Below are 19,479 nucleotides of genomic sequence, written 5' to 3'. Positions count from 1 at the left end.
TAAAGAGAGACTCGCCATGTCCCAGAGCGCCACAGCCGTCCTGGCTACTCCAGACGAAAAAAACAGCGTCTACAAACGCATCACCCTGCGATTGATCCCCTTTATCTTCATCTGCTACCTGTTCAACTACCTTGACCGGGTCAACGTCGGCTTCGCCAAGCTGCAGATGCTCGACGCGCTGAAGTTCAGCGAAACCGTGTACGGCCTCGGCGCCGGGATCTTCTTCATCGGCTACGTGCTGTGCGGTGTGCCGAGCAACCTGGCCCTGACCCGATTCGGCCCACGGCGCTGGATCGCGCTGATGATGATCACCTGGGGCACCTTGTCGACCTGCCTGCTGTTCGTCACCACTCCTACCGAGTTCTACACCTTGCGGCTGCTCACCGGCGCCGCCGAAGCCGGGTTCTTTCCCGGCGTGGTGCTGTACCTCTCGCAATGGTTCCCGACGTTCCGCCGCGGCCGGATCATGGCGTTGTTCATGTCGGCCATCCCGGTGTCCGGCCTGCTGGGCAGCCCGTTCTCCGGTTGGATCCTCAACCACTTCGCGGCGGGCCAGGGCGGCCTGGCGGGCTGGCAGTGGATGTTCCTGCTGCAGGGGATCCCCACCGTCATTCTCGGCGCCCTGGCGTTTTTCCTGCTCAGCGACACCTTCGCCAACGCCAAGTGGCTGACCGCGGAAGAACGCGCCGTGCTCACCGCCGACCACGCGCAAGACCTGGCGAACAAACCGATGACCAGCAGCGACTCCCTGCTCGCCGTGTTCAGGAACCCGGCGATCTGGGCGTTCGGCCTGGTGTACTTCTGCATCCAGAGTGGCGTGTACGCGATCAACTTCTGGCTCCCGTCGATCATCAAGAACCTGGGCTTCAGCGATAACCTGACAATCGGTTGGCTGAGCGCGATTCCCTACCTGCTGGCTGCGCTGTTCATGCTGTTGGTGGGGCGCTCGGCGGACCTGCACAAGGAACGTCGCTGGCACCTGGTGGTGCCGATGCTGATGGGCGCGCTGGGGTTGCTGATCGCGGTCAACTTCGCCGGCACCCCGGTCATCGCCATACTGGGCCTGTCCATCGCCACCATGGGCGCCCTCACCGGCTTGCCAATGTTCTGGCCGGTGCCCACCGCCCTGCTCAGCGCGGGCGCGGCGGCCGGCGGCCTGGCGCTGATCAATTCCATGGGACAGATGGCGGGCTTTCTCAGCCCATACCTGGTGGGCTGGGTTAAAGACGCCAGCGGGTCGACCGATGCGGCGCTGTACCTGCTGGCGGGGGTGATTGTCTGCGGGAGCGGGCTGGCATTGCGCATGACCCGTACTTTGAAAGCCTGACACCAGATCTGCGACAGCAAGGCTGTGACAGCAAGACTGTGGGAGCAAGACTGTGGGAGCAAGCCATGCTCCCACAGAGGCCCGCCCATATGGGTTCCTGGGTGTTTGATAAATGTGTTTGATCCGTGCGGTGGTTCTGGGGTTTGATTGAGCCTTTCCCATCGATAAAAAGGATCTTGTCATGAGCTACCGCACACTGGGTCACTCCGGGTTACACGTCTCGACATTGACCCTGGGCACCATGATGTTCGGCGAACAGACCAGCACCGAGGATTCGTTGCGGATCATCGACAAGGCCTGGGACCAGGGCATCAACTTCATCGACACGGCGGACGTCTACACCAACGGACGCTCCGAAGAAATCGTCGGCGAGGCGATTGCCAGTCGCCGCCAGGAATGGGTGCTCGCCACCAAGGTCGGCTTCGGCCCGGCGGACGGCGTGCCCAACCGCAGCGGCCTGAGCCGCAAGCACCTGTTCAATGGCATCGAGGCCAGCCTCACCCGCCTGGGCACCGATTACCTGGACATCTATTACCTGCACCGCGAAGACCACAACACACCGCTGCACGTCACCGTGTCGGCCATCGGCGACTTGATCCGCCAAGGCAAGATCCGCTATTGGGGCCTGTCGAACTACCGTGGCTGGCGCATCGCCGAAGTGATCCGCATCGCCGACAGCCTGGGCATCGACCGGCCGGTGATCAGCCAGCCGCTGTACAACATCGTCAACCGCCAGGCGGAAACCGAGCAAATCACCGCCGCCCAGAACTATGGCCTTGGCGTGGTGCCCTTCAGCCCTCTCGCCCGGGGCGTGCTCAGCGGCAAATATGCGCCGGACGTGGCACCGGACGCCAACAGCCGCGCCGGCCGCCAGGACAAACGCATCCTGGAAACCGAATGGCGGGTCGAGTCCCTGCGCATTGCCCAGCAGATCCAGCAGTACACCCAGGAACGGGGCGTGGGTATCGTCGAGTTCGCCATTGCCTGGGTGCTGAACAACCGCGCCGTCACCTCGGCCATCGTCGGGCCGCGCACCGAGGAACAGTGGGATGGCTACACCAAGGCGCAAGCCGTGACGATCACCGCCGAGGACGAAGCCTTCATCGATTCGCTGGTGACGCCGGGGCATGCGTCGACACCGGGGTTCAACGACGTGGGGCATTTCGTGCCGGGGCGCGTGCCGCGGACGTCATAAAACCACTGCGTACAGCGAACCTCATTGTGGTGTGCCGGGCTGTGGGAGCAAGCCTTGCCCGCGACGAAGACGCCTCGATTCCCAGGTGAATCGCGTTGACTTCATCGCGGGCAAGCCTTGCTCCCACAGTGTTGCGCTCATTGTTCTGGTGCTGTCTCATTTTCCAGAGAGTTATCGTGTCCAAAGGCATCGCCCTATCAGTTTCGGCCTCCACGCTGTTCGCCGTCATGTATTACTACACCTCGCTGCTCTCTCCATTGAGCGGCCTGGAAATCTTTGGCTGGCGCATGTTGCTGACGATGCCCTGCATGACCGTGTTCATGCTGATGGCAAAGGAGTGGACGCGGGTCACTGAACTGGTCCGGCGCCTGATCGCCACGCCGCGCCTGTTGCTCGGGGCGATGGCTTCTTCGGCGTTGATGGGGTTGCAACTGTGGCTGTTCATGTGGGCGCCGCTCAACGGCTACAGCCTGGATGTGTCGCTGGGGTATTTCCTGTTGCCGCTGTCGATGGTCCTGACCGGGCGCATGTTCTTTGGCGAACGCTTGTCCTACTTTCAGAAAATCGCCGTCTTCCTCGCCTCCCTCGGCGTGCTCAACGAGCTGATCCAGGTCGGCGGCTTTTCCTGGGCGACCCTGTTGGTGGTAGTGGGTTATCCGATCTATTTTATCTTGCGCAAACGCCTTAGGACCGACCACCTGGGCGGCCTCTGGCTGGACATGGCCCTGATCGTGCCGGTCGCCCTCTGGTTCGTCCAAAGCGGTGAACAAGGTTTCGCCGTTTTCGATCAACACCCATGGTTATCGCTGCTGATCCCCGTGCTCGGCGTGATCAGCACCTCAGCGCTGGTGACCTACATCGTCGCCAGCCGGTTGTTGCCGTTCAGCCTGTTCGGGTTATTGAGCTACGTCGAACCGGTGTTGCTGCTGGGGGTTGCGCTGCTGTTGGGGGAAAGCATCAAGGCCGCCGAGTGGCTGACCTACATCCCCATCTGGCTGGCGGTGGCGGTGTTGGTGTTTGAAGGCTTCAAGCATCTGACGCGGCAGCGGCGCCGGACTTGACCCATGTGGGAGCGAGCCTGCTCGCGATGACGGCCTGTCAGTCAATGCATCGGTGACTGACACACCGCCATCGCGAGCAGGCTCGCTCCCACAGGATTCGGGTATTACTCGGTCGTCAACACCCCACGCCGCACCTGGTCACGCTCGATGGACTCGAACAATGCCTTGAAGTTGCCTTCGCCAAACCCATCGTCGCCCTTGCGCTGGATGAATTCGAAGAACACCGGCCCCATCAGGGTTTCCGAGAAAATCTGCAGCAGCAGGCGCTTGTCGTCCGGGTTGGAAGAACCGTCCAGCAGGATGCCCCGCGATTGCAGTTCATCCACCGGCTCGCCGTGGTTCGGCAAACGCCCTTCGAGCATCTCGTAGTAGGTGTCCGGCGGCGCGGTCATGAAGCGCATGCCGATCTTCTTCAGCGCATCCCAGGTCTTGACCAGGTCGTCGGTGAGGAACGCCACGTGCTGGATGCCCTCGCCGTTGAACTGCATCAGGAACTCTTCGATCTGCCCTGCGCCTTTGGACGATTCCTCGTTCAACGGAATACGGATCATGCCGTCCGGGGCGGTCATGGCCTTGGACGTCAGACCGGTGTACTCGCCCTTGATGTCGAAGTAACGGATCTCGCGGAAGTTGAACAGTTTCTCGTAGAAGCCCGCCCAGTAGGCCATGCGGCCGCGATACACGTTGTGGGTCAGGTGGTCGATGATCTTCAGGCCCGCGCCCACCGGATGACGGTCGACACCGTCGAGGAACACGAAGTCGATGTCATAGATCGAGCTACCTTCGCCAAAACGGTCGATCAGGTACAGCGGCGCACCACCGATGCCCTTGATCGCCGGCAGGTTCAGTTCCATCGGACCGGTTTCGATATGGATCGGCTGGGCGCCGAGTTCCAGGGCACGCCGGTAGGCCAGCTGTGAGTCCTTGACCCGGAACGCCATGCCGCAGACCGACGGACCATGCTCGGCCGCAAAGTACGACGCCACGCTGTGGGGTTCGTTGTTGAGGATCAGATTGATCGCGCCCTGGCGATACAGGTGCACGTCCTTGGAACGGTGCGTGGCGACTTTGGTAAAGCCCATGATCTCGAAGATCGGCTCCAGGGTATTGGGTGTAGGCGATGCGAATTCGATGAATTCAAAGCCCATCAGGCCCATCGGGTTTTCGTATAGATCTGCCATGTCGGCGCCTCATCATGCTTATCAATTAACGGAACGTTAGTTGCTGGCCATGCTGAGGGTGCAAGGTGGCGCGCAGGAGATACCGCGAACGCTGCGGGCGAGGAAATCGCCATAGATCAGTTGTAACCCAAGTATCTTCATTGTCGACCCAAGGCTTTTGCGGGCGAGGCTTCTGCTGCCAGAAGACGTTATTCTTATATGCGTAAATCGATTCTACACAGCGTAACCGGATTTGTCCGCCTCCTCTATCAAATCGTCTTTTTCGCCGACCGCGCAAGGGGTCTGTTACACAGGAAAATGCCTGTCAGGATCAGCCCGCCGCCCACGCTCATCAAGGCCGTGAGCCGTTCGTCCAATAGCACCGCCCCCAACAGCACCGCCGTCAGTGGGTTGAGGGCAATGAATACACCGGAACGGGTAGCGCCGATCCGGCGAATGCCGTCGTACCAGGCGATGTAGGCCAGGGCGGAGCCCAACACCCCCAGGTAAAGCAAGCTCAACCATTGCCTGCCGTCCAACCCGCGCAGGGCTTCGAAGCGAACCTCACCGCCGACCGCACAGGCCAGCCACAGCATCAGCGTGCCCAGCAGAATCGACCAGGTGACGGTCTGCAACGGGCCGAGACTTTCATTCAGGCTGCGCGAAAACAACGAATAGACGCCCCATCCCAGCACGCAGCCGAAAATCAACAGGTCGCCAATCCAGCCCTGCGCGGACGCCTGCAGCAAGGAAGGATCGCGACTGACAATGACCAGCCCCGCGCCGCCGATGCACAGCGCGATGCCACCAACCTTGGACCGACTCAACCGCTCCTTGAACAACCACCAGGACGCCAGGCCGATCACCGCCGGGTTCAAGGCCACGATCAGCGAGGCCCGCGACGCATTGATGTAGTGCAAGCCGTAGAAGAAACACAGGTTGTAGAAAAGGATGCCGAAGAATCCCAGCACCGCCAGTTGCAGACCCTGTTTCACCGTCGGCCTGGCCAGCGGGATCCTCGCCAGGCCGAGGAACAGCAGCAGTGCCACACTGGCCAGCAAAAAGCGCAGACTGGCGGCCAACAGGGGCGCCAGGGCATCGGACAGAACCCTGCCAGCCACGAAGGTGCCGCCCCAGATCATGGTGACCATGGACAGCTTCAGGTAGACCGGCAGGTCCGAGGGGGTCGAAAAGGTGTGTTCGAGGGTTTTCATGTTCACCACAGACAAATAAAACGAGGTACACCACCTCGCCACAAGATGGTGTCTATCCAGTTCGAATCGGATGCCCCATTATCCAGCTCATATTAAGTCATCGTAAAATGAGCAATTCCTCATGACCCTCACCCAGCTCGAAATCTTCTCCCTGGTGGCCGAACTGCATGGTTTCACCGCTGCGGCGACGCGCTTGGGCATCAGCCAATCAGCGGTGTCCCATGCCATCAAATCGCTGGAACAGGAACTGGGGGTCGAACTGTTCAGGCGGCACCAGTCCTTGGTAGAGCTCAGCGACATCGGCCAGCAATTGCTCCTGCGCGCCCGCGCCATGCTTGGGCTGGCCAACACCCTGCGCCAGGAAGCCGCCGACGCCCGCGGCATGCGCCGTGGCACTTTGCGCATCGGCTCGTTCGGCCCGACCTCATCGATGAAGCTGTTGCCGGCCATCCTGCAGCGCTATCGTGCCTTGCATCCGGGGATCGAGGTGCACATCGACGAAGGGCCGGACCGGCAAGTCATCCAATGGCTGGATGAGCGACGGATCGATGTCGGCTTCGTGGTACTGCCTGAGGACCGTTTCGATACGTTTGCCCTGATGGAGGACCAGATGGTCGCCCTCCTTCCCACCGCCCACCCCCTCGCTGCCCGAACCAGCTTGAGTCTCAGCGATCTGTGCCACGACCCCTTCGTGCTCACCGAGGCCGGATCGGCGGAGCTGGTCACTCGCCTGTTCAGTGCCGCCCGGCTCACCCCGAATGTGCGCTATCGCTGTTCACAGCTGCTCAGCACCTTGAACACCGTCAGCCGGGGCGAGGCCGTGACCGTGATCTCCGAAGGCTCGCTGCCACAGGGGGACCAACCGCACTTCGTCGTACGGCCCTTGTCGCCCCCGGTACCGCGCCAGATCGGCCTGGCGGTGCTGGACAGTCGCCAGGTTTCGCCTGCCACTCGGGCATTTATCGAATTGGCTTTGGCTATTGAATGAAGAAAGCCTGGGTTGTACTGGGCGATATCGTAATGCCATCTATCGACAAGCGAAGCACAACTTCCAATCGGATTACCCATTTGAATCTATACTTTGTACACACACCGACCTGGCGCAGACTGCGATGCAACTTGAGGAAAACGTTTGCTCTTGTTACATGATGAAAAAGATACGATTTACACTGTCCGGTTTAACTACTACAATTTTTCTGCCTGTGCTGGATAGCAGGAGAGTCATTTATCACGAGGCGCTTCAAAGCGCTTGGCTTATAGCTTTGTCTGCGGTTGGTCTCAGCCAAATATTTGATTGGAGTAACGATAATTGTCCAGACTCGTTGAATTTCGTAAAGCCGAAAAGGCCCTTCAGGATCAGCTCAAACAGTTGGAATTGCTGAAGAATGATGCCGGGCTCAAGAAAGAAATCGAATTCGAAGAAAAGCTCCAGGCACTGATGAAGACCTACGACAAGGGTTTGCGCGACATCATCGCAATTCTTGACCCAAACCCGTCAAAAGCGGGGGCTTCATCGGCCAAGGCGCCTAAAACCCGCCGTGCCCGAGTGGTCAAGGTCTATCAGAACCCACACACCGGCGAACTGATCGAAACCAAGGGCGGTAATCACCGCGGCCTGAAAGCCTGGAAAGAACAATACGGCGCAAGCACCGTCGACTCCTGGGTACGTACCTGACATCCAGGATGAATAAAAAAGCCCTGAACATAGCAGGGCTTTTTCATGGACTCACACTTCTGGAGTAAGCCTGGTGCATTAGGTGGATAGCCTTATAGTTTCAGACTATTTCGTACCGCCTGTATTTCATCCTGGCTTTCAACAAACACCTGGGCCTGTCCCGCATAGGACAGTACATAAGCCCGACCTTCATTAAGTGCTGCGACCAGTGTCTGAGACAACACATGTCGGCCGTTCTGCGTGATCGTACAGGTAGTTTCCAGGGCGGTTACGCCGCCCAATAGGGATGCATGAATCTTATTGCATACACTTTGATAACCACCCTGAAAAAAATCCTTCTGGATCGACTTGCGCATTTCCAGAAGCACGCCTTGCAAGTTGACTTGATGACCGGGCTCGGTGGGCGTGGTGGTCAGTTCCATGACCATCACGGCATTGCCTGCCGGGTCATTCTTTGTCGCCCGTTGCCGAGAGGTTCCCGGTGCCACCGGCGCGACAGATGCATCGGCAGGCAGCGGCTCGATGAACCAGCCCTGGGGCCAGGTGACCTGCGGTTCGGCGGCCTGGACGGCGGTATTTGCAGCCATGGCAAAAAACAGGACGAACAACGAAAGGAACGGTCGAATCATTGCGCTGCACTCAAGGACGAATCGCGAAGTCTGAAGCTCACTGCAGCACCAGGCAATAGCCGCACACGGTTTGGCGATGCCGCGCACCCTGCGTATCATGTTTGACGCAAGCCACAGAACCGTCGCGCCAAGCCCTGCGACGTCGTTTGCCCCACTTATTTTCCGGAGGGCCCATGAGCCTGCACGAACTCGACACTTTCCCGGGCGTCACCGCCCAACCCGATGCCGCCACGGCCAACTTCGTCTTCAACCACACCATGCTGCGGGTCAAGGACATAACCAAGTCCCTGGATTTCTACACCCGCGTACTGGGTTTCTCGCTGGTGGAAAAGCGCGACTTCCCTGAAGCCGAGTTCAGCCTGTATTTCCTCGCCCTGGTGGACAAGCGCCAGATCCCGGCGGACGCTGCGGCGCGCACCGAGTGGATGAAATCGATTCCTGGCATCCTGGAACTGACCCACAACCATGGCACCGAAAGCGACCCGGCGTTCGCCTACCACAACGGCAACACCGACCCACGCGGGTTCGGTCACATCTGCATCTCGGTACCGGATGTGGTCGCAGCCTGCGAACGCTTCGAAGCGTTGGGCTGTGACTTCCAGAAGCGCCTGAGCGACGGCCGCATGAAAAGCCTGGCGTTCATCAAGGACCCGGATGGCTACTGGGTCGAGATTATCCAGCCTGCGCCGCTCTAAGACCCACCGAGAAACCTAGCTGTGGTAGCAAGGCTCGCCCTCCACAAACCTGTGGGAGCAAAGCTTGCTCGCGACGACGGTAAATTCAGTCAGCAACAATGTTGACTGGTCTAGCGCTATCGCGAGCAAGCTTTGCTCCCACAGGGCTCGGTGGTGGATATGAAAGCTCAATAAAAAACCCCATGGGCCAGGCCCATGGGGTTTTGTTTTTCCAGTGCCTGGCTGTTTATGCTGGCGCGGAAGTCCGGATCAGATGGTCGAAGGCGCTCAACGAAGCCTTGGCCCCCTCGCCTACGGCGATCACGATCTGCTTGTACGGCACGGTGGTCACATCGCCAGCGGCGAACACACCGGGGATGGAGGTTTCACCCCGGGCGTCGACGATGATCTCGCCACGCGGTGACAGCTCGACAGTACCTTTGAGCCAATCAGTGTTAGGCAACAGGCCGATCTGCACGAATATCCCTTCCAGCGCCACGTCACGCACTTCACCGCTTGGACGGTCCTTGTAGCGCAGGCCGTTGACCTTCTGACCATCGCCCGTCACTTCGGTGGTCTGGGCATTGGTCACCACCGTCACGTTCGGCAAACTGTGCAGTTTGCGCTGCAACACCGCGTCGGCGCGCAATTGCACATCGAACTCCAGCAAAGTCACATGGGCCACGATGCCGGCCAGATCGATGGCCGCTTCGACACCGGAGTTGCCCCCGCCGATCACCGCCACGCGCTTGCCCTTGAACAGCGGACCGTCACAGTGCGGGCAGTACGCCACGCCCTTGTTGCGGTATTGCTGCTCGCCCGGCACGTTCATTTCACGCCAGCGGGCGCCAGTTGCCAGGATCACGGTCTTGGCCTTGAGGCGCGCACCACTGGCGAACCGGACTTCGTGCAGCGCGCCGTCCGTGCCTGGTATCAGCGCATCGGCACGTTGCAGGTTCATGATGTCCACGTCGTACTGCTTGACGTGCTCTTCCAGGGCGACGGCCAGTTTCGGCCCTTCGGTTTCCTGGACCGAGATGAAGTTCTCGATGGCCATGGTATCGAGCACCTGACCGCCGAAGCGTTCGGCCGCCACACCGGTGCGGATGCCTTTACGGGCCGCATAGATCGCCGCCGACGCACCGGCCGGGCCACCGCCGACCACCAACACATCGAAGGCGTCCTTGGCGCTGATTTTTTCGGCCTGGCGTTCGATGCCGCTGGTGTCGATCTTGGCGAGAATCTCTTCCAGGCCCATGCGGCCCTGACCGAAGTTCTCACCGTTCAGGTAGATGCTCGGCACGGCCATGATCTGACGTTCATCGACCTCGGCCTGGAACAGCGCACCGTCGATGGCGACGTGGCGGATGTTCGGGTTCAGCACCGCCATCAGGTTCAGCGCCTGGACCACGTCCGGGCAGTTCTGGCACGACAGCGAGAAATAGGTCTCGAAGTTGAACTCGCCTTCAAGGGCGCGGATCTGTTCGATGACTTCGACACTGGCCTTCGAAGGGTGGCCGCCGACTTGCAGCAACGCCAACACCAGCGAAGTGAATTCGTGGCCCATGGGAATACCGGCGAAACGCAGGCTGATATCGGCTCCCGGGCGGTTCAACGAGAACGACGGCTTGCGCGCATCGGTGCCGTTGTCGAGCAAGATGATCTGGGTGGAGAGACTGGCAATGTCTTTGAGCAGCGCCAGCATTTCCTGGGATTTCGCACCGTCGTCGAGGGATGCAACGATCTCGATCGGTTGGGTGACCCGTTCCAGATATGACTTCAACTGAGCTTTAAGATTGGCGTCCAACATACGGGCGATTTCCATTTTTGAATTTCAGAAAAAACAACGCCCGAGCGAATCTCGCCCGGGCGTTTTTGGGGGCGAAGCGGCTTACTTGATCAAGAGCTGATCGCCCTCGGATGACCCACGGGCTTAGATCTTGCCAACCAGATCCAGGGACGGAGCCAGGGTGGCCTCGCCTTCTTTCCACTTGGCTGGGCAGACTTCGCCAGGGTGAGCAGCGACGTACTGGGCGGCCTTGATCTTGCGCAGCAGCTCGGAAGCGTCACGGCCTACACCGCCGTCGTTGATTTCGACGATCTTGATCTGACCTTCAGGGTTGATCACGAAAGTACCGCGGTCAGCCAGGCCAGCTTCTTCGATCAGCACGTCGAAGTTGCGGGAGATGGTCAGGGTCGGGTCGCCGATCATGGTGTACTGGATCTTGCCGATGGCTGGCGAAGTGTTGTGCCAGGCAGCGTGGGCAAAGTGAGTGTCGGTGGACACGCTGTAGATCTCGACGCCCAGTTTCTGGAATTCGGCGTAGTTGTCGGCCAGGTCTTCCAGTTCGGTTGGGCAAACGAAGGTGAAGTCAGCCGGGTAGAAGAACACGACAGACCACTTGCCTTTCAGGTCGGCGTCCGACACTTCGACGAAAGCGCCGTTTTTGAATGCGGTAGCTTTGAACGGTTTAACTTGGCTGTTGATGATAGGCATCGGTGTTTCTCCATCAGGGTTGAAAAGTTGATGGAGAGAAGCTTACCCACTCATGCCCAACCTGGCTCATTGGCAAAGCTGATGCGAATAATTGGTTTTGGCTATCAGGGAACGGTATAGATAGAAAAAATCTGTAGAAGCTGCCGCAGCCCGGCAGCTTCTACTCCACAGCGTCAGGCCGCAGGGGTGCGCATGGTGACGAACTCTTCGGCGGCAGTCGGATGCACGCCAATGGTTTCGTCAAAATCGCGCTTGCTGGCGCCGGCCTTGAGGGCAATGGCCAGGCCCTGGACGATTTCCCCGGCGTCCGGGCCAACCATATGGCAACCCAGGACCTTGTCGGTCCGGGCATCCACCACCAGTTTCATCAGCGTACGTTCCTGACAGTCGGTCAGGCTCAGCTTCATCGGCCGGAAACGGCTTTCGAAAATCTGCACCTCATGCCCCTCTTCCCGGGCCTGCTCCTCGCTCAGGCCAACCGTGCCGATGTTCGGCAGGCTGAATACCGCAGTGGGAATCATCCGGTAGTCCACCAGGCGGTACTGCTCGGGCTTGAACAGGCGCCGCGCCACCGCCATGCCTTCGGCCAGCGCGACGGGTGTCAGCTGTACGCGCCCGATCACGTCGCCAATGGCAAGGATCGACGGCTCGGAGGTCTCGTATTTTTCATTGACCTGGACAAAGCCCTTCTCATCCAGCGTGACAGCGGTGTTCTCCAGGCCGAGGTTATCGAGCATCGGCCGCCGGCCGGTGGCGTAGAACACGCAATCGGTCAACAGCGTGCGGCCGTCCTTGAGCGTCACCTCCAGGCTGCCATCGGCCAGCTTGTCGATGCGCTGGATATCGGCATTGAACTGCAGATCCAGGCCCCGGCGCGTCAGTTCCTCGGCCAGGTGCTTGCGTACCGCGCCGTCAAAGCCGCGCAAGAACAGCTCACCGCGATACAGCAAGGACGTCTGCGCCCCCATGCCGTGGAAAATCCCAGCGAACTCCACCGCAATGTAGCCCCCCCCCACCACCAGCACGCGCTTGGGCAATTCCTTGAGGAAAAAAGCCTCGTTGGAGCTGATGGCATGCTCACGCCCCGGAATCTGCGGGATGACCGGCCAACCGCCGGTGGCAACCAGGATGTGCTCGGCAGTATGGCGCTGGCCATTGATCTCGACCTCATGGGGACCGGTGATCTTCGCATGGCCCTCATGCAACGCCACGCCGCTGTTGACCAGCAGATTGCGATAGATGCCGTTGAGGCGGTTGATCTCCTGGTCCTTGTTGGCAATCAGCGTGGCCCAGTCGAAACTCGCCTCGCCCGCCGACCAGCCGTAGGCCGAAGCCTGCTCGAAATCTTCGGCATAATGCGCGCCGTAGACCAGCAGCTTTTTCGGAACGCAGCCAACGTTCACACAGGTACCGCCCAGGTAACGGCTTTCCGCCACGGCCACCCTGGCGCCAAAACCGGCGGCAAACCGCGCAGCCCGCACACCACCGGAACCGGCGCCAATCACATACAGGTCAAAATCGTAGGCCATTTACTGTCTCCTTAGGCAGGCCATCAGCATACCCGCTGTTTCCAGACGGGTCAGCGTTGCGTGGGTTATGGGGGCGGAAAATGAAAAAGCCAGGGTGAGCGTCATCAAGCCAAGCGCGGCTCCTGTGGCGAGGGGATTTAGCGAAACGTCGCACCGCCCCGCTGGGCTGTGAAGCGGCCCTAAAACCAGGCGACTTGGTGTGTCAGGCAGATTGAGTTGGTTGGTTTGGGGCTGCTATGCAGCCCAGCGGGGATAAATCCCCTCGCCACAGGGTTCTATGCCAGACACGGCAATACATTGCCCCAAAAAAAACGCCCCGAACCAGTCGGGGCGTTTTTCAGTCCGCGGCGTGGGCTATCAGTAAGCCTTGCCGGTCTTGTAGAAGTTCTCGAAGCAGAAGTTGGTCGCGTCGATGTAGCCTTCGGCACCACCGCAGTCGAAACGCTTGCCCTTGAACTTGTAGGCCATGACGCAGCCGTTCTGGGCTTGCTTCATCAGGGCGTCGGTGATCTGGATCTCACCGCCCTTGCCTGGTTCGGTCTGTTCGATCAGGTCGAAAATGTCCGGCGTCAGGATGTAACGGCCGATGATCGCCAGGTTCGACGGAGCGTCTTCAGGCTTTGGCTTTTCAACCATGCTGTGCACACGATAGATGTCGTCGCGGATCATTTCGCCGGCGATCACGCCGTACTTGTTGGTTTCCTGCGGATCGACTTCCTGGATCGCCACGATGGAGCAGCGGAACTGCTTGTACAGCTTGACCATCTGGGTCAGCACGCCGTCGCCTTCCAGGTTGACGCACAGGTCGTCCGCCAGTACCACGGCGAAGGGTTCGTCGCCGATCAACGGACGGCCGGTCAGGATCGCGTGGCCCAGGCCTTTCATTTCGGTCTGGCGGGTGTAGGAGAACGAACACTCATCCAGCAGCTTGCGGATACCGACCAGGTATTTTTCCTTGTCGGTGCCCTTGATCTGGTTTTCCAGCTCGTAGCTGATGTCGAAATGGTCTTCCAGCGCGCGCTTGCCACGGCCGGTCACGATGGAGATTTCCGTCAGGCCCGCATCAAGGGCTTCTTCGACACCGTACTGGATCAGTGGCTTGTTCACCACCGGCAGCATTTCTTTGGGCATGGCCTTAGTCGCTGGCAGGAAGCGAGTACCGTAACCGGCTGCTGGGAACAAGCATTTCTTGATCATATGAATCCTTTAAAAGGCGGTGTGTACGACGAGTTTCGGCGCAGTCTAATCAGGCCGCAGGCACCTTACAATGCCTGCACTGGCCAACCGATGCCATCATAGAGAAATAAACCGGCGGATAGTTCAATCGCCTTTCGTTTCGGGGGTTCAACGGTCTTGCTGCAAGCCCGCAGGCACCGTTTGCGTGCATTTGGCGTATCATGGCGCCCTTGATCCCGCCAATGAGGCAGCTAGATGTCGGCAACACGAAACGCAAACGGTTATTCGGTCAGTCAGGACAAGGACGGCCAGTGGTGGATTGTCAATTACCATGGCGAGCAGGTTGCCGGTCCCTTGCCCACCAAGACCATGGCGGTGGAAGTGGCCGCGGTGTTCCAGGATGAGCGCCCTGCGCCCGCCGCCAAGGAGCGCGAAAAAGCTCCGGCACGCACCGATCGCCGCAAGAAATAACCGGACGGGCCTGGGTCAATTGCCTTGTGGCGTTGGCGCAGGCCTGTTGTTTATCTGTACCGAAATGACCATTCGCTATAACCTCGCGCTTGTCCCTTCCCTTGCGATGACCACTCCATGAGAACTTTTCTGGCGCTGTTTACGGTCCTGGCCCTGGCGGGTTGTGCCTCGACTGAAAATACCTATCTGGCCAACGGCGAACAGGGCCTGACCATTGACTGTTCAGGCGAAGCCAATTCCTGGGCCGCCTGCTATGAAAAGGCAGATGCCTCCTGCGCCGGCACCGGCTACCGTATCGTCGGCACCGAAGGTACGCCCCAGGCCAATGAAAGCGACAAGACCCTGGGCGTGAATGTCGGCAACTTCACCAGCCGCAGTGTCGTGGTGGTATGCAAGTAAGCTCCAGCCGGAGCTGATACCTTTCTCAACCGGAAATGCAGGCGTTGGCCGCATCCTGCACATCACCCGGGCGCAGCGGTACATTGGACATGCTTTCATGCAGCTTGATGCTGCTGCCGCTGGAGCGTTCGTCAATATCGAACACGGCCGCCGGCAGGCTCGATAGTTTGCCGGGAACGATCAGCCGGACGCCGTTCTTATGGGGTTCCATCTGCAATGCGCCACGGCTGCCGGCCAGCTTGTCGGCGACGCATTTGGCATATTCGTGAGGTTTCTTACCGGAGATAACGCTCATGGTGGGCGGCGTCTGGTTGATGTCCGATACCGATGCACATCCACTTACGGCCACTGCCAACACCCACGCACTACGCTTCATATGATTCCTCCGACAAAGACCCTCCGACAGCGTAGAAGCTGTTTTTCTCCGGTGCCCTGCATTTTTTTATCCGCTACTGCTGCGCTAAATCAGCAAAGCCGGGTCGAGGGCTAATGCCAGTCAGTCAAGCCACAAACCTGTGGGAGCAAAGCTTGCTCGCGATTGCGGTAAGCCAGTCAGCAGCAATGTGGACTGCTCTGTCGCTATCGCGAGCAAGCTTTGCTCCCACAGGTTTTGCGCCGTATTAGGCTTTTCGTACAGAGCCTAGGTCGAGGGCGGCTATTTCACCCTCGGTGCTGATAAACTGCGTCCCATTATTGCAGCCCCCTACCGTGTCGAGCGTGTAGAAAAAGCCCTTCTGGAGGCGCCCATGAAATTCATCCACCAACGCGAGCACCTCAACGAAGACGATATTGTCGTCATCGAATGCTCCCAAACGTGCAACATCCGCTTGATGAACGACGCGAACTTCCGCAGTTTCAAAAATGGCGGACGGCATACTTACCATGGCGGCGCGTTCGATACGTTCCCGGCGCGGATCACCGCACCGAGCACCGGTTTCTGGAACATCACCATCGATACCGTCAGCCGTCGGGCCATCAGCGTCACGCGCAAGCCGACCCTGACCCACAAGATCAAAATCATCCGGCGCTCCAGCTCGAAACTGAGCTGAGCCCCCAGCTCACATAGGCAAAACCGTGGCCCAGACAACCAAATACGTCATCAAGTACAAACTCAACGACGAACGCCGCTTCGAGTTCGCGCAGCTGGAAACCGGCACCGAGGAAGAAGCCCGGGCGGCGCTGGAAGCGATGCATGGAAAGTCCGACGATGTGATCAGCGAGGTCAAGGTCAGCAAGGCGTTGTAAAGCTTTTTGTGGCGAGGGGATTTACCCCCTCGCCACAGGGTGATGCGGCGTGAGAGATGGCCCCCGGTCCAGAATGGAACATTGACCGCAAGCCCCGGAGTGTTGGCCAACAGGACATCCACCAAACTGACCAATCCTCTCCCCCAGGATTGTCACCATGTCTCCTCCGCCCCAGTTCATCAACGCAGTCGACCTTCCAGCCCTGGAACAGAGCCTCGAACAGGATGGCAGCGGCGTGCTTCGCCACCTGTTGTCGGCGACTCAATGCCGACAGCTCAGCAGCCTGTACGCGCAGTCCGGGCTGTTCCGTTCCCGGGTGATCATGGCTCGCCACGGCTTCGGACGCGGTGAATATCAGTATTTCCGCTACCCGCTGCCCGCTATCGTCCAGCAACTGCGAGAAGCGTTGTATCCGCTGTTGGCGCCCCTGGCCAATCGCTGGAACGAACGCATGGACCTTGAGGTGAGATACCCCGACGCGCACAGCGATTTCATCCAGCACTGCCATGACGCCGGGCAACAGCGTCCGACGCCGTTGCTGCTGCAATACGGTCCCCAGGATTACAACTGCCTGCACCAGGATCTGTACGGCGAGCAGGTGTTCCCGCTGCAGGTGGCTATTCTGCTGTCGGAACCGGGCCAGGACTTTACCGGTGGCGAGTTCGTGCTTACCGAACAACGCCCGCGCATGCAGTCACGTCCCCAGGTCATCGGTCTGAAACAAGGCGATGCCGTGGTGTTTGCCGTGCATCAACGACCGGTCAAAGGCGTTCGCGGTTATTATCGGGTGAACATGCGCCATGGCGTCAGCCGCGTGCACAGCGGCCAACGGCACACCCTCGGAATCATTTTTCATGACGCGCAATGACGACACCCCGATCACGCTGGACCTGTTCGCCGACGAGCCGACGACGACAGCCGGGCAGATCGAACAGATTGGCCAGCAGGCGTTCGTGCTGCGCGGCTTCGCCCTGCCTTGGCTGGAACGGTTGCTGCCGGACCTGGAAACGGTCTTGGAGGCTGCGCCGTTTCGGCAGATGGTCACGCCCGGCGGCTTTACCATGTCGGTGGCCTTGAGCAATTGCGGCGCGTTGGGCTGGACCACCGACCGCAGCGGCTATCGCTACACCACCTATGACCCACAGAGCGGCCGCCCCTGGCCCGACATGCCGACGCTGTTCCGCGAACTGGCCCGGGCCGCCGCGCGGACAGCACATTTCGAGGACTTCGTGCCCGACGCCTGCCTGATCAACCGCTACGTGCCGGGCGCGCGGATGTCGTTGCACCAGGACAAGGACGAGCACAGCCTCACCGCCCCCATCGTCTCGATCTCCCTGGGTCTGCCGGCGGTGTTCCAGTTCGGCGGATTCGAGCGCAGCGACAAGCCCTTGCGCGTTCCGCTGTTTCACGGCGACATCGTGGTCTGGGGCGGCGTCGACCGGCTGCGTTACCACGGCGTGCTGCCGCTCAAGGACGGCCGGCATTCACGGCTGGGCGCGCAGCGCATCAACATGACATTCCGCACCGCCGGATAACCGTGCAGAATTCAACCGCAAGAGCCGGAGTGTCGCCCTCCCGCAGGCTGGTTACGGTAGCCAAAACGGGCCAATGGACAAAACGACCATGAACACCACTTCGAACACCCTCGCCCCTGAACTGGATCCCCGCTGGGCCGCCGTGCTCGCCCGGGACCCACGCGCTGATGGGCAATTCGTCTACGGCGTGAAAACCACCGGTATCTACTGCCACCCCAGCAGCCTGTCGCGCCTGCCCAATCCGCGGAATGTCGAATTCTTCGACACGCCGGAACAGGCCCAGGCCGCCGGCTATCGTCCCAGCAAACGCGCCGCCAGGGACCAGACCCAGGTGGCCGCCCAACAAGCCGCCCGGGTCGCGGCGGCCTGCCGGCAGATCGAGGCGGCAGAGGAGCTGCCAGGGCTCAATGAACTGGCGCAAAGCGCAGGCCTGAGCCCCTTCCATTTCCATCGGATCTTCAAGACCGTCACTGGCCTGACCCCCAAGGGCTATGCCGCCGCCCACCGCTCGCGCAGGGTGCGCGAACGCCTGGCCGACGCGGGGACCGTCACCGAAGCGTTGTACGACGCCGGCTTCAACTCCAACAGCCGCTTTTACGAAGCGGCCGATAAAGTGCTGGGCATGAAACCCGCCGACTACCGTGCCGCCGGGCAGAACACCGACATCCGCTTCGCCGTCGGGCAATGCTCCCTGGGAGCGATCCTGGTGGCGCAAAGCGAACGAGGCGTGTGTGCCATCCTGCTGGGGGACGACCCGGACGCGCTGGTCCGCGACCTGCAGGATAAATTCCGCCGCGCCAACCTCATCGGCGCCGACCGGGAATTCGAGCAACTGGTCGCCCAGGTGGTCGGCTTCATCGAAGCGCCCGCCCTGGGCCTGAACCTGCCCCTGGATTTACAAGGCACGGCGTTCCAGGAGCGAGTCTGGCAGGCCCTGCGGGAGATTCCGCCCGGCAGCACCGCCAGCTACGCCGAGATCGCCCAGCGCATCGGCCTGCCCAAGGCCGTGCGCGCAGTGGCCCAGGCCTGCGGCGCCAACAGCCTGGCCGTGGCGATCCCCTGTCACCGGGTGGTGCGCAGCGACGGCAACCTCTCGGGCTATCGCTGGGGCGTGGAGCGCAAGCGTCAGTTGCTGGCGTTGGAGCGCTCGTCCGGGGACTGAACGCCAATGTAGATCGCCACCGAATCGGGGCCGCTGTAGACCTCGAAGTCGGTGGCGAAGCGGCGCACCGTCTGTGGGTTGTCGGCGAAATACGCCCAGATCAGACCCCAGGTCTGGATCACGCAGTCGGGCATCGGCCCCTTGGCCGAGAACACCAGGTAATCCCCGCCCTCGATGTCCACGGCGGGGTAGCCTGGACTCGTCGCGTCGACCTCCACGCCGGCCGTCACATCGAAGTGCCCGGTCGCATCGGACTCATAATTGGAATACACCCCATAGACGAACGACTCCGAGCGTCTGGCTGGAATCCGGTCGAACAGGCCCTCGGTGAAGAACTGCTCCCACATCGGGCCGATCCTTGCCGTGTCGGGTTGCTGCTCATCGGTGTTGCGGGTGCGGACCTGCAAACCCGCCACGCTAAAGGGTTCGACTGCCTTGAGTTTTACATCCATGGCTAAGGCTCCTGGGTGAGTGAAGCACGCATGGTAATCCTCTCGCCCGAGGGATCAAGCGCTGCCTTCGATTGAAAA

22 protein-coding genes are annotated in these 19,479 nt (G+C 60.3%); 13 read left to right on the top strand and 9 right to left on the bottom strand.

The genetic code is table 11. The annotated features are described in order from the left end of the window. The first annotated feature begins 16 nt into the window (after positions 1-16). The 3 genes from FGE05_RS23360 (at position 17) to rarD (ending at position 3,583) form a co-directional block, all read left to right on the top strand. On the top strand, positions 17-1,327 hold the full coding sequence (locus FGE05_RS23360) for an MFS transporter (RefSeq protein WP_139648663.1): 1,311 nt from the start codon (positions 17-19) through the stop codon (positions 1,325-1,327). A 181-nt stretch (positions 1,328-1,508) separates the two neighbouring features. Then, positions 1,509-2,522: an aldo/keto reductase gene (locus FGE05_RS23355; protein WP_041022195.1), complete on the top strand. Its 1,014-nt coding sequence runs from the start codon at positions 1,509-1,511 to the stop codon at positions 2,520-2,522. Between the two features lie 176 nt (positions 2,523-2,698). Continuing rightward, complete coding sequence (gene rarD / locus FGE05_RS23350; RefSeq protein WP_139648661.1) at positions 2,699-3,583, top strand: EamA family transporter RarD; 885 nt, start codon at positions 2,699-2,701, stop codon at positions 3,581-3,583. A 104-nt stretch (positions 3,584-3,687) separates the two neighbouring features. On the opposite strand, the gene hppD is transcribed toward rarD, so the two are convergent. Together hppD and FGE05_RS23340 are read right to left on the bottom strand one after the other, a co-directional pair. Continuing rightward, positions 3,688-4,764: a 4-hydroxyphenylpyruvate dioxygenase gene (hppD, locus tag FGE05_RS23345; protein ID WP_139648659.1), complete on the bottom strand. Its 1,077-nt coding sequence runs from the start codon at positions 4,762-4,764 to the stop codon at positions 3,688-3,690. A 248-nt stretch (positions 4,765-5,012) separates the two neighbouring features. Then, positions 5,013-5,957, bottom strand: a complete 945-nt coding sequence (locus FGE05_RS23340; RefSeq protein ID WP_139648657.1) for a DMT family transporter — start codon at positions 5,955-5,957, stop codon at positions 5,013-5,015. A gap of 121 nt (positions 5,958-6,078) precedes the next feature. Here FGE05_RS23340 and FGE05_RS23335 point away from each other — a divergent pair, with 121 nt between their 5' ends. Then, entirely contained in the window at positions 6,079-6,945 is an 867-nt protein-coding gene (locus FGE05_RS23335; RefSeq protein ID WP_139648655.1) for a LysR family transcriptional regulator, read from the top strand. 321 nt (positions 6,946-7,266) lie between these two features. After that, the gene (locus tag FGE05_RS23330; protein WP_139648653.1) at positions 7,267-7,632 is read left to right on the top strand and encodes a histone-like nucleoid-structuring protein, MvaT/MvaU family; all 366 of its coding nucleotides are present in this window, start codon (positions 7,267-7,269) and stop codon (positions 7,630-7,632) included. Positions 7,633-7,724: 92 nt separating this feature from the next. Here FGE05_RS23330 and FGE05_RS23325 read toward each other — a convergent pair whose 3' ends face one another. Then, positions 7,725-8,261, bottom strand: a complete 537-nt coding sequence (locus FGE05_RS23325) for a DUF4946 domain-containing protein (RefSeq protein ID WP_139648651.1) — start codon at positions 8,259-8,261, stop codon at positions 7,725-7,727. Positions 8,262-8,434: 173 nt separating this feature from the next. Between FGE05_RS23325 and gloA the strand changes: the two genes are divergently transcribed. Continuing rightward, complete coding sequence (gloA, locus tag FGE05_RS23320; protein ID WP_139648649.1) at positions 8,435-8,956, top strand: lactoylglutathione lyase; 522 nt, start codon at positions 8,435-8,437, stop codon at positions 8,954-8,956. Between the two features lie 226 nt (positions 8,957-9,182). Here the strand turns inward: gloA and ahpF are convergent, their stop codons facing one another. The 4 genes from ahpF to galU form a co-directional block, all read right to left on the bottom strand. Next, positions 9,183-10,745 (bottom strand): alkyl hydroperoxide reductase subunit F, encoded by a 1,563-nt coding sequence (gene ahpF, locus FGE05_RS23315; RefSeq protein ID WP_139648647.1) that lies wholly within the window; start codon positions 10,743-10,745, stop codon positions 9,183-9,185. A 123-nt stretch (positions 10,746-10,868) separates the two neighbouring features. Further along, positions 10,869-11,432, bottom strand: a complete 564-nt coding sequence (gene ahpC / locus FGE05_RS23310) for an alkyl hydroperoxide reductase subunit C (protein WP_020294651.1) — start codon at positions 11,430-11,432, stop codon at positions 10,869-10,871. Positions 11,433-11,605: 173 nt separating this feature from the next. Beyond that, on the bottom strand, positions 11,606-12,961 hold the full coding sequence (gene gorA / locus FGE05_RS23305) for a glutathione-disulfide reductase (protein ID WP_139648645.1): 1,356 nt from the start codon (positions 12,959-12,961) through the stop codon (positions 11,606-11,608). 357 nt (positions 12,962-13,318) lie between these two features. Further along, positions 13,319-14,158: a UTP--glucose-1-phosphate uridylyltransferase GalU gene (galU, locus tag FGE05_RS23300; RefSeq protein ID WP_003182953.1), complete on the bottom strand. Its 840-nt coding sequence runs from the start codon at positions 14,156-14,158 to the stop codon at positions 13,319-13,321. A 234-nt stretch (positions 14,159-14,392) separates the two neighbouring features. Between galU and FGE05_RS23295 the strand changes: the two genes are divergently transcribed. Together FGE05_RS23295 and FGE05_RS23290 are read left to right on the top strand one after the other, a co-directional pair. Continuing rightward, the gene (locus tag FGE05_RS23295; RefSeq protein ID WP_041022205.1) at positions 14,393-14,608 is read left to right on the top strand and encodes a hypothetical protein; all 216 of its coding nucleotides are present in this window, start codon (positions 14,393-14,395) and stop codon (positions 14,606-14,608) included. Between the two features lie 117 nt (positions 14,609-14,725). After that, positions 14,726-15,007, top strand: a complete 282-nt coding sequence (locus tag FGE05_RS23290) for a hypothetical protein (protein WP_139648644.1) — start codon at positions 14,726-14,728, stop codon at positions 15,005-15,007. A 25-nt stretch (positions 15,008-15,032) separates the two neighbouring features. Here the strand turns inward: FGE05_RS23290 and FGE05_RS23285 are convergent, their stop codons facing one another. Continuing rightward, positions 15,033-15,383: a hypothetical protein gene (locus tag FGE05_RS23285; RefSeq protein WP_139648642.1), complete on the bottom strand. Its 351-nt coding sequence runs from the start codon at positions 15,381-15,383 to the stop codon at positions 15,033-15,035. 370 nt (positions 15,384-15,753) lie between these two features. Here FGE05_RS23285 and FGE05_RS23280 point away from each other — a divergent pair, with 370 nt between their 5' ends. The 5 genes from FGE05_RS23280 (at position 15,754) to ada (ending at position 18,949) form a co-directional block, all read left to right on the top strand. Next, positions 15,754-16,056, top strand: a complete 303-nt coding sequence (locus tag FGE05_RS23280; protein ID WP_041022208.1) for a DUF1883 domain-containing protein — start codon at positions 15,754-15,756, stop codon at positions 16,054-16,056. Between the two features lie 25 nt (positions 16,057-16,081). Further along, positions 16,082-16,252 (top strand): hypothetical protein, encoded by a 171-nt coding sequence (locus FGE05_RS29925; RefSeq protein WP_167355716.1) that lies wholly within the window; start codon positions 16,082-16,084, stop codon positions 16,250-16,252. Between the two features lie 157 nt (positions 16,253-16,409). Continuing rightward, on the top strand, positions 16,410-17,120 hold the full coding sequence (locus FGE05_RS23275) for a 2OG-Fe(II) oxygenase (protein ID WP_139648640.1): 711 nt from the start codon (positions 16,410-16,412) through the stop codon (positions 17,118-17,120). Further along, positions 17,107-17,787, top strand: a complete 681-nt coding sequence (gene alkB / locus FGE05_RS23270; RefSeq protein ID WP_139648638.1) for a DNA oxidative demethylase AlkB — start codon at positions 17,107-17,109, stop codon at positions 17,785-17,787. The genes FGE05_RS23275 and alkB overlap by 14 nt, the downstream gene beginning before the upstream one ends. Positions 17,788-17,875: 88 nt before the next feature. Beyond that, entirely contained in the window at positions 17,876-18,949 is a 1,074-nt protein-coding gene (gene ada, locus FGE05_RS23265) for a bifunctional DNA-binding transcriptional regulator/O6-methylguanine-DNA methyltransferase Ada (protein ID WP_139648636.1), read from the top strand. Here ada and FGE05_RS23260 read toward each other — a convergent pair. Further along, entirely contained in the window at positions 18,913-19,401 is a 489-nt protein-coding gene (locus tag FGE05_RS23260; RefSeq protein ID WP_139648634.1) for a GyrI-like domain-containing protein, read from the bottom strand. The genes ada and FGE05_RS23260 overlap by 37 nt on opposite strands. Positions 19,402-19,479 lie beyond the last annotated feature (78 nt).

This window comes from Pseudomonas sp. ICMP22404 (assembly GCF_006227205.1).
Lineage (GTDB): Bacteria > Pseudomonadota > Gammaproteobacteria > Pseudomonadales > Pseudomonadaceae > Aquipseudomonas.
This window is presented reverse-complemented; position numbering and strand designations above follow the sequence as displayed.

Excerpts from the sequence above, each read along its gene's own strand:
- FGE05_RS23360 (WP_139648663.1), top strand. The coding sequence starts at position 17 with ATGTCCCAGAGCGCCACAGCCGTCCTGGCTACTCCAGACGAAAAAAAC.
- FGE05_RS23355 (WP_041022195.1), top strand. The coding sequence starts at position 1,509 with ATGAGCTACCGCACACTGGGTCACTCCGGGTTACACGTCTCGACATTG.
- hppD (WP_139648659.1), bottom strand. The coding sequence starts at position 4,764 with ATGGCAGATCTATACGAAAACCCGATGGGCCTGATGGGCTTTGAATTC.
- FGE05_RS23340 (WP_139648657.1), bottom strand. The coding sequence starts at position 5,957 with ATGAAAACCCTCGAACACACCTTTTCGACCCCCTCGGACCTGCCGGTC.
- FGE05_RS23335 (WP_139648655.1), top strand. The coding sequence starts at position 6,079 with ATGACCCTCACCCAGCTCGAAATCTTCTCCCTGGTGGCCGAACTGCAT.
- FGE05_RS23325 (WP_139648651.1), bottom strand. The coding sequence starts at position 8,261 with ATGATTCGACCGTTCCTTTCGTTGTTCGTCCTGTTTTTTGCCATGGCT.
- gloA (WP_139648649.1), top strand. The coding sequence starts at position 8,435 with ATGAGCCTGCACGAACTCGACACTTTCCCGGGCGTCACCGCCCAACCC.
- ahpF (WP_139648647.1), bottom strand. The coding sequence starts at position 10,745 with ATGTTGGACGCCAATCTTAAAGCTCAGTTGAAGTCATATCTGGAACGG.
- ahpC (WP_020294651.1), bottom strand. The coding sequence starts at position 11,432 with ATGCCTATCATCAACAGCCAAGTTAAACCGTTCAAAGCTACCGCATTC.
- gorA (WP_139648645.1), bottom strand. The coding sequence starts at position 12,961 with ATGGCCTACGATTTTGACCTGTATGTGATTGGCGCCGGTTCCGGTGGT.
- galU (WP_003182953.1), bottom strand. The coding sequence starts at position 14,158 with ATGATCAAGAAATGCTTGTTCCCAGCAGCCGGTTACGGTACTCGCTTC.
- FGE05_RS23295 (WP_041022205.1), top strand. The coding sequence starts at position 14,393 with ATGTCGGCAACACGAAACGCAAACGGTTATTCGGTCAGTCAGGACAAG.
- FGE05_RS23290 (WP_139648644.1), top strand. The coding sequence starts at position 14,726 with ATGAGAACTTTTCTGGCGCTGTTTACGGTCCTGGCCCTGGCGGGTTGT.
- FGE05_RS23285 (WP_139648642.1), bottom strand. The coding sequence starts at position 15,383 with ATGAAGCGTAGTGCGTGGGTGTTGGCAGTGGCCGTAAGTGGATGTGCA.
- FGE05_RS23280 (WP_041022208.1), top strand. The coding sequence starts at position 15,754 with ATGAAATTCATCCACCAACGCGAGCACCTCAACGAAGACGATATTGTC.
- FGE05_RS23275 (WP_139648640.1), top strand. The coding sequence starts at position 16,410 with ATGTCTCCTCCGCCCCAGTTCATCAACGCAGTCGACCTTCCAGCCCTG.
- alkB (WP_139648638.1), top strand. The coding sequence starts at position 17,107 with ATGACGCGCAATGACGACACCCCGATCACGCTGGACCTGTTCGCCGAC.
- ada (WP_139648636.1), top strand. The coding sequence starts at position 17,876 with ATGAACACCACTTCGAACACCCTCGCCCCTGAACTGGATCCCCGCTGG.
- FGE05_RS23260 (WP_139648634.1), bottom strand. The coding sequence starts at position 19,401 with ATGGATGTAAAACTCAAGGCAGTCGAACCCTTTAGCGTGGCGGGTTTG.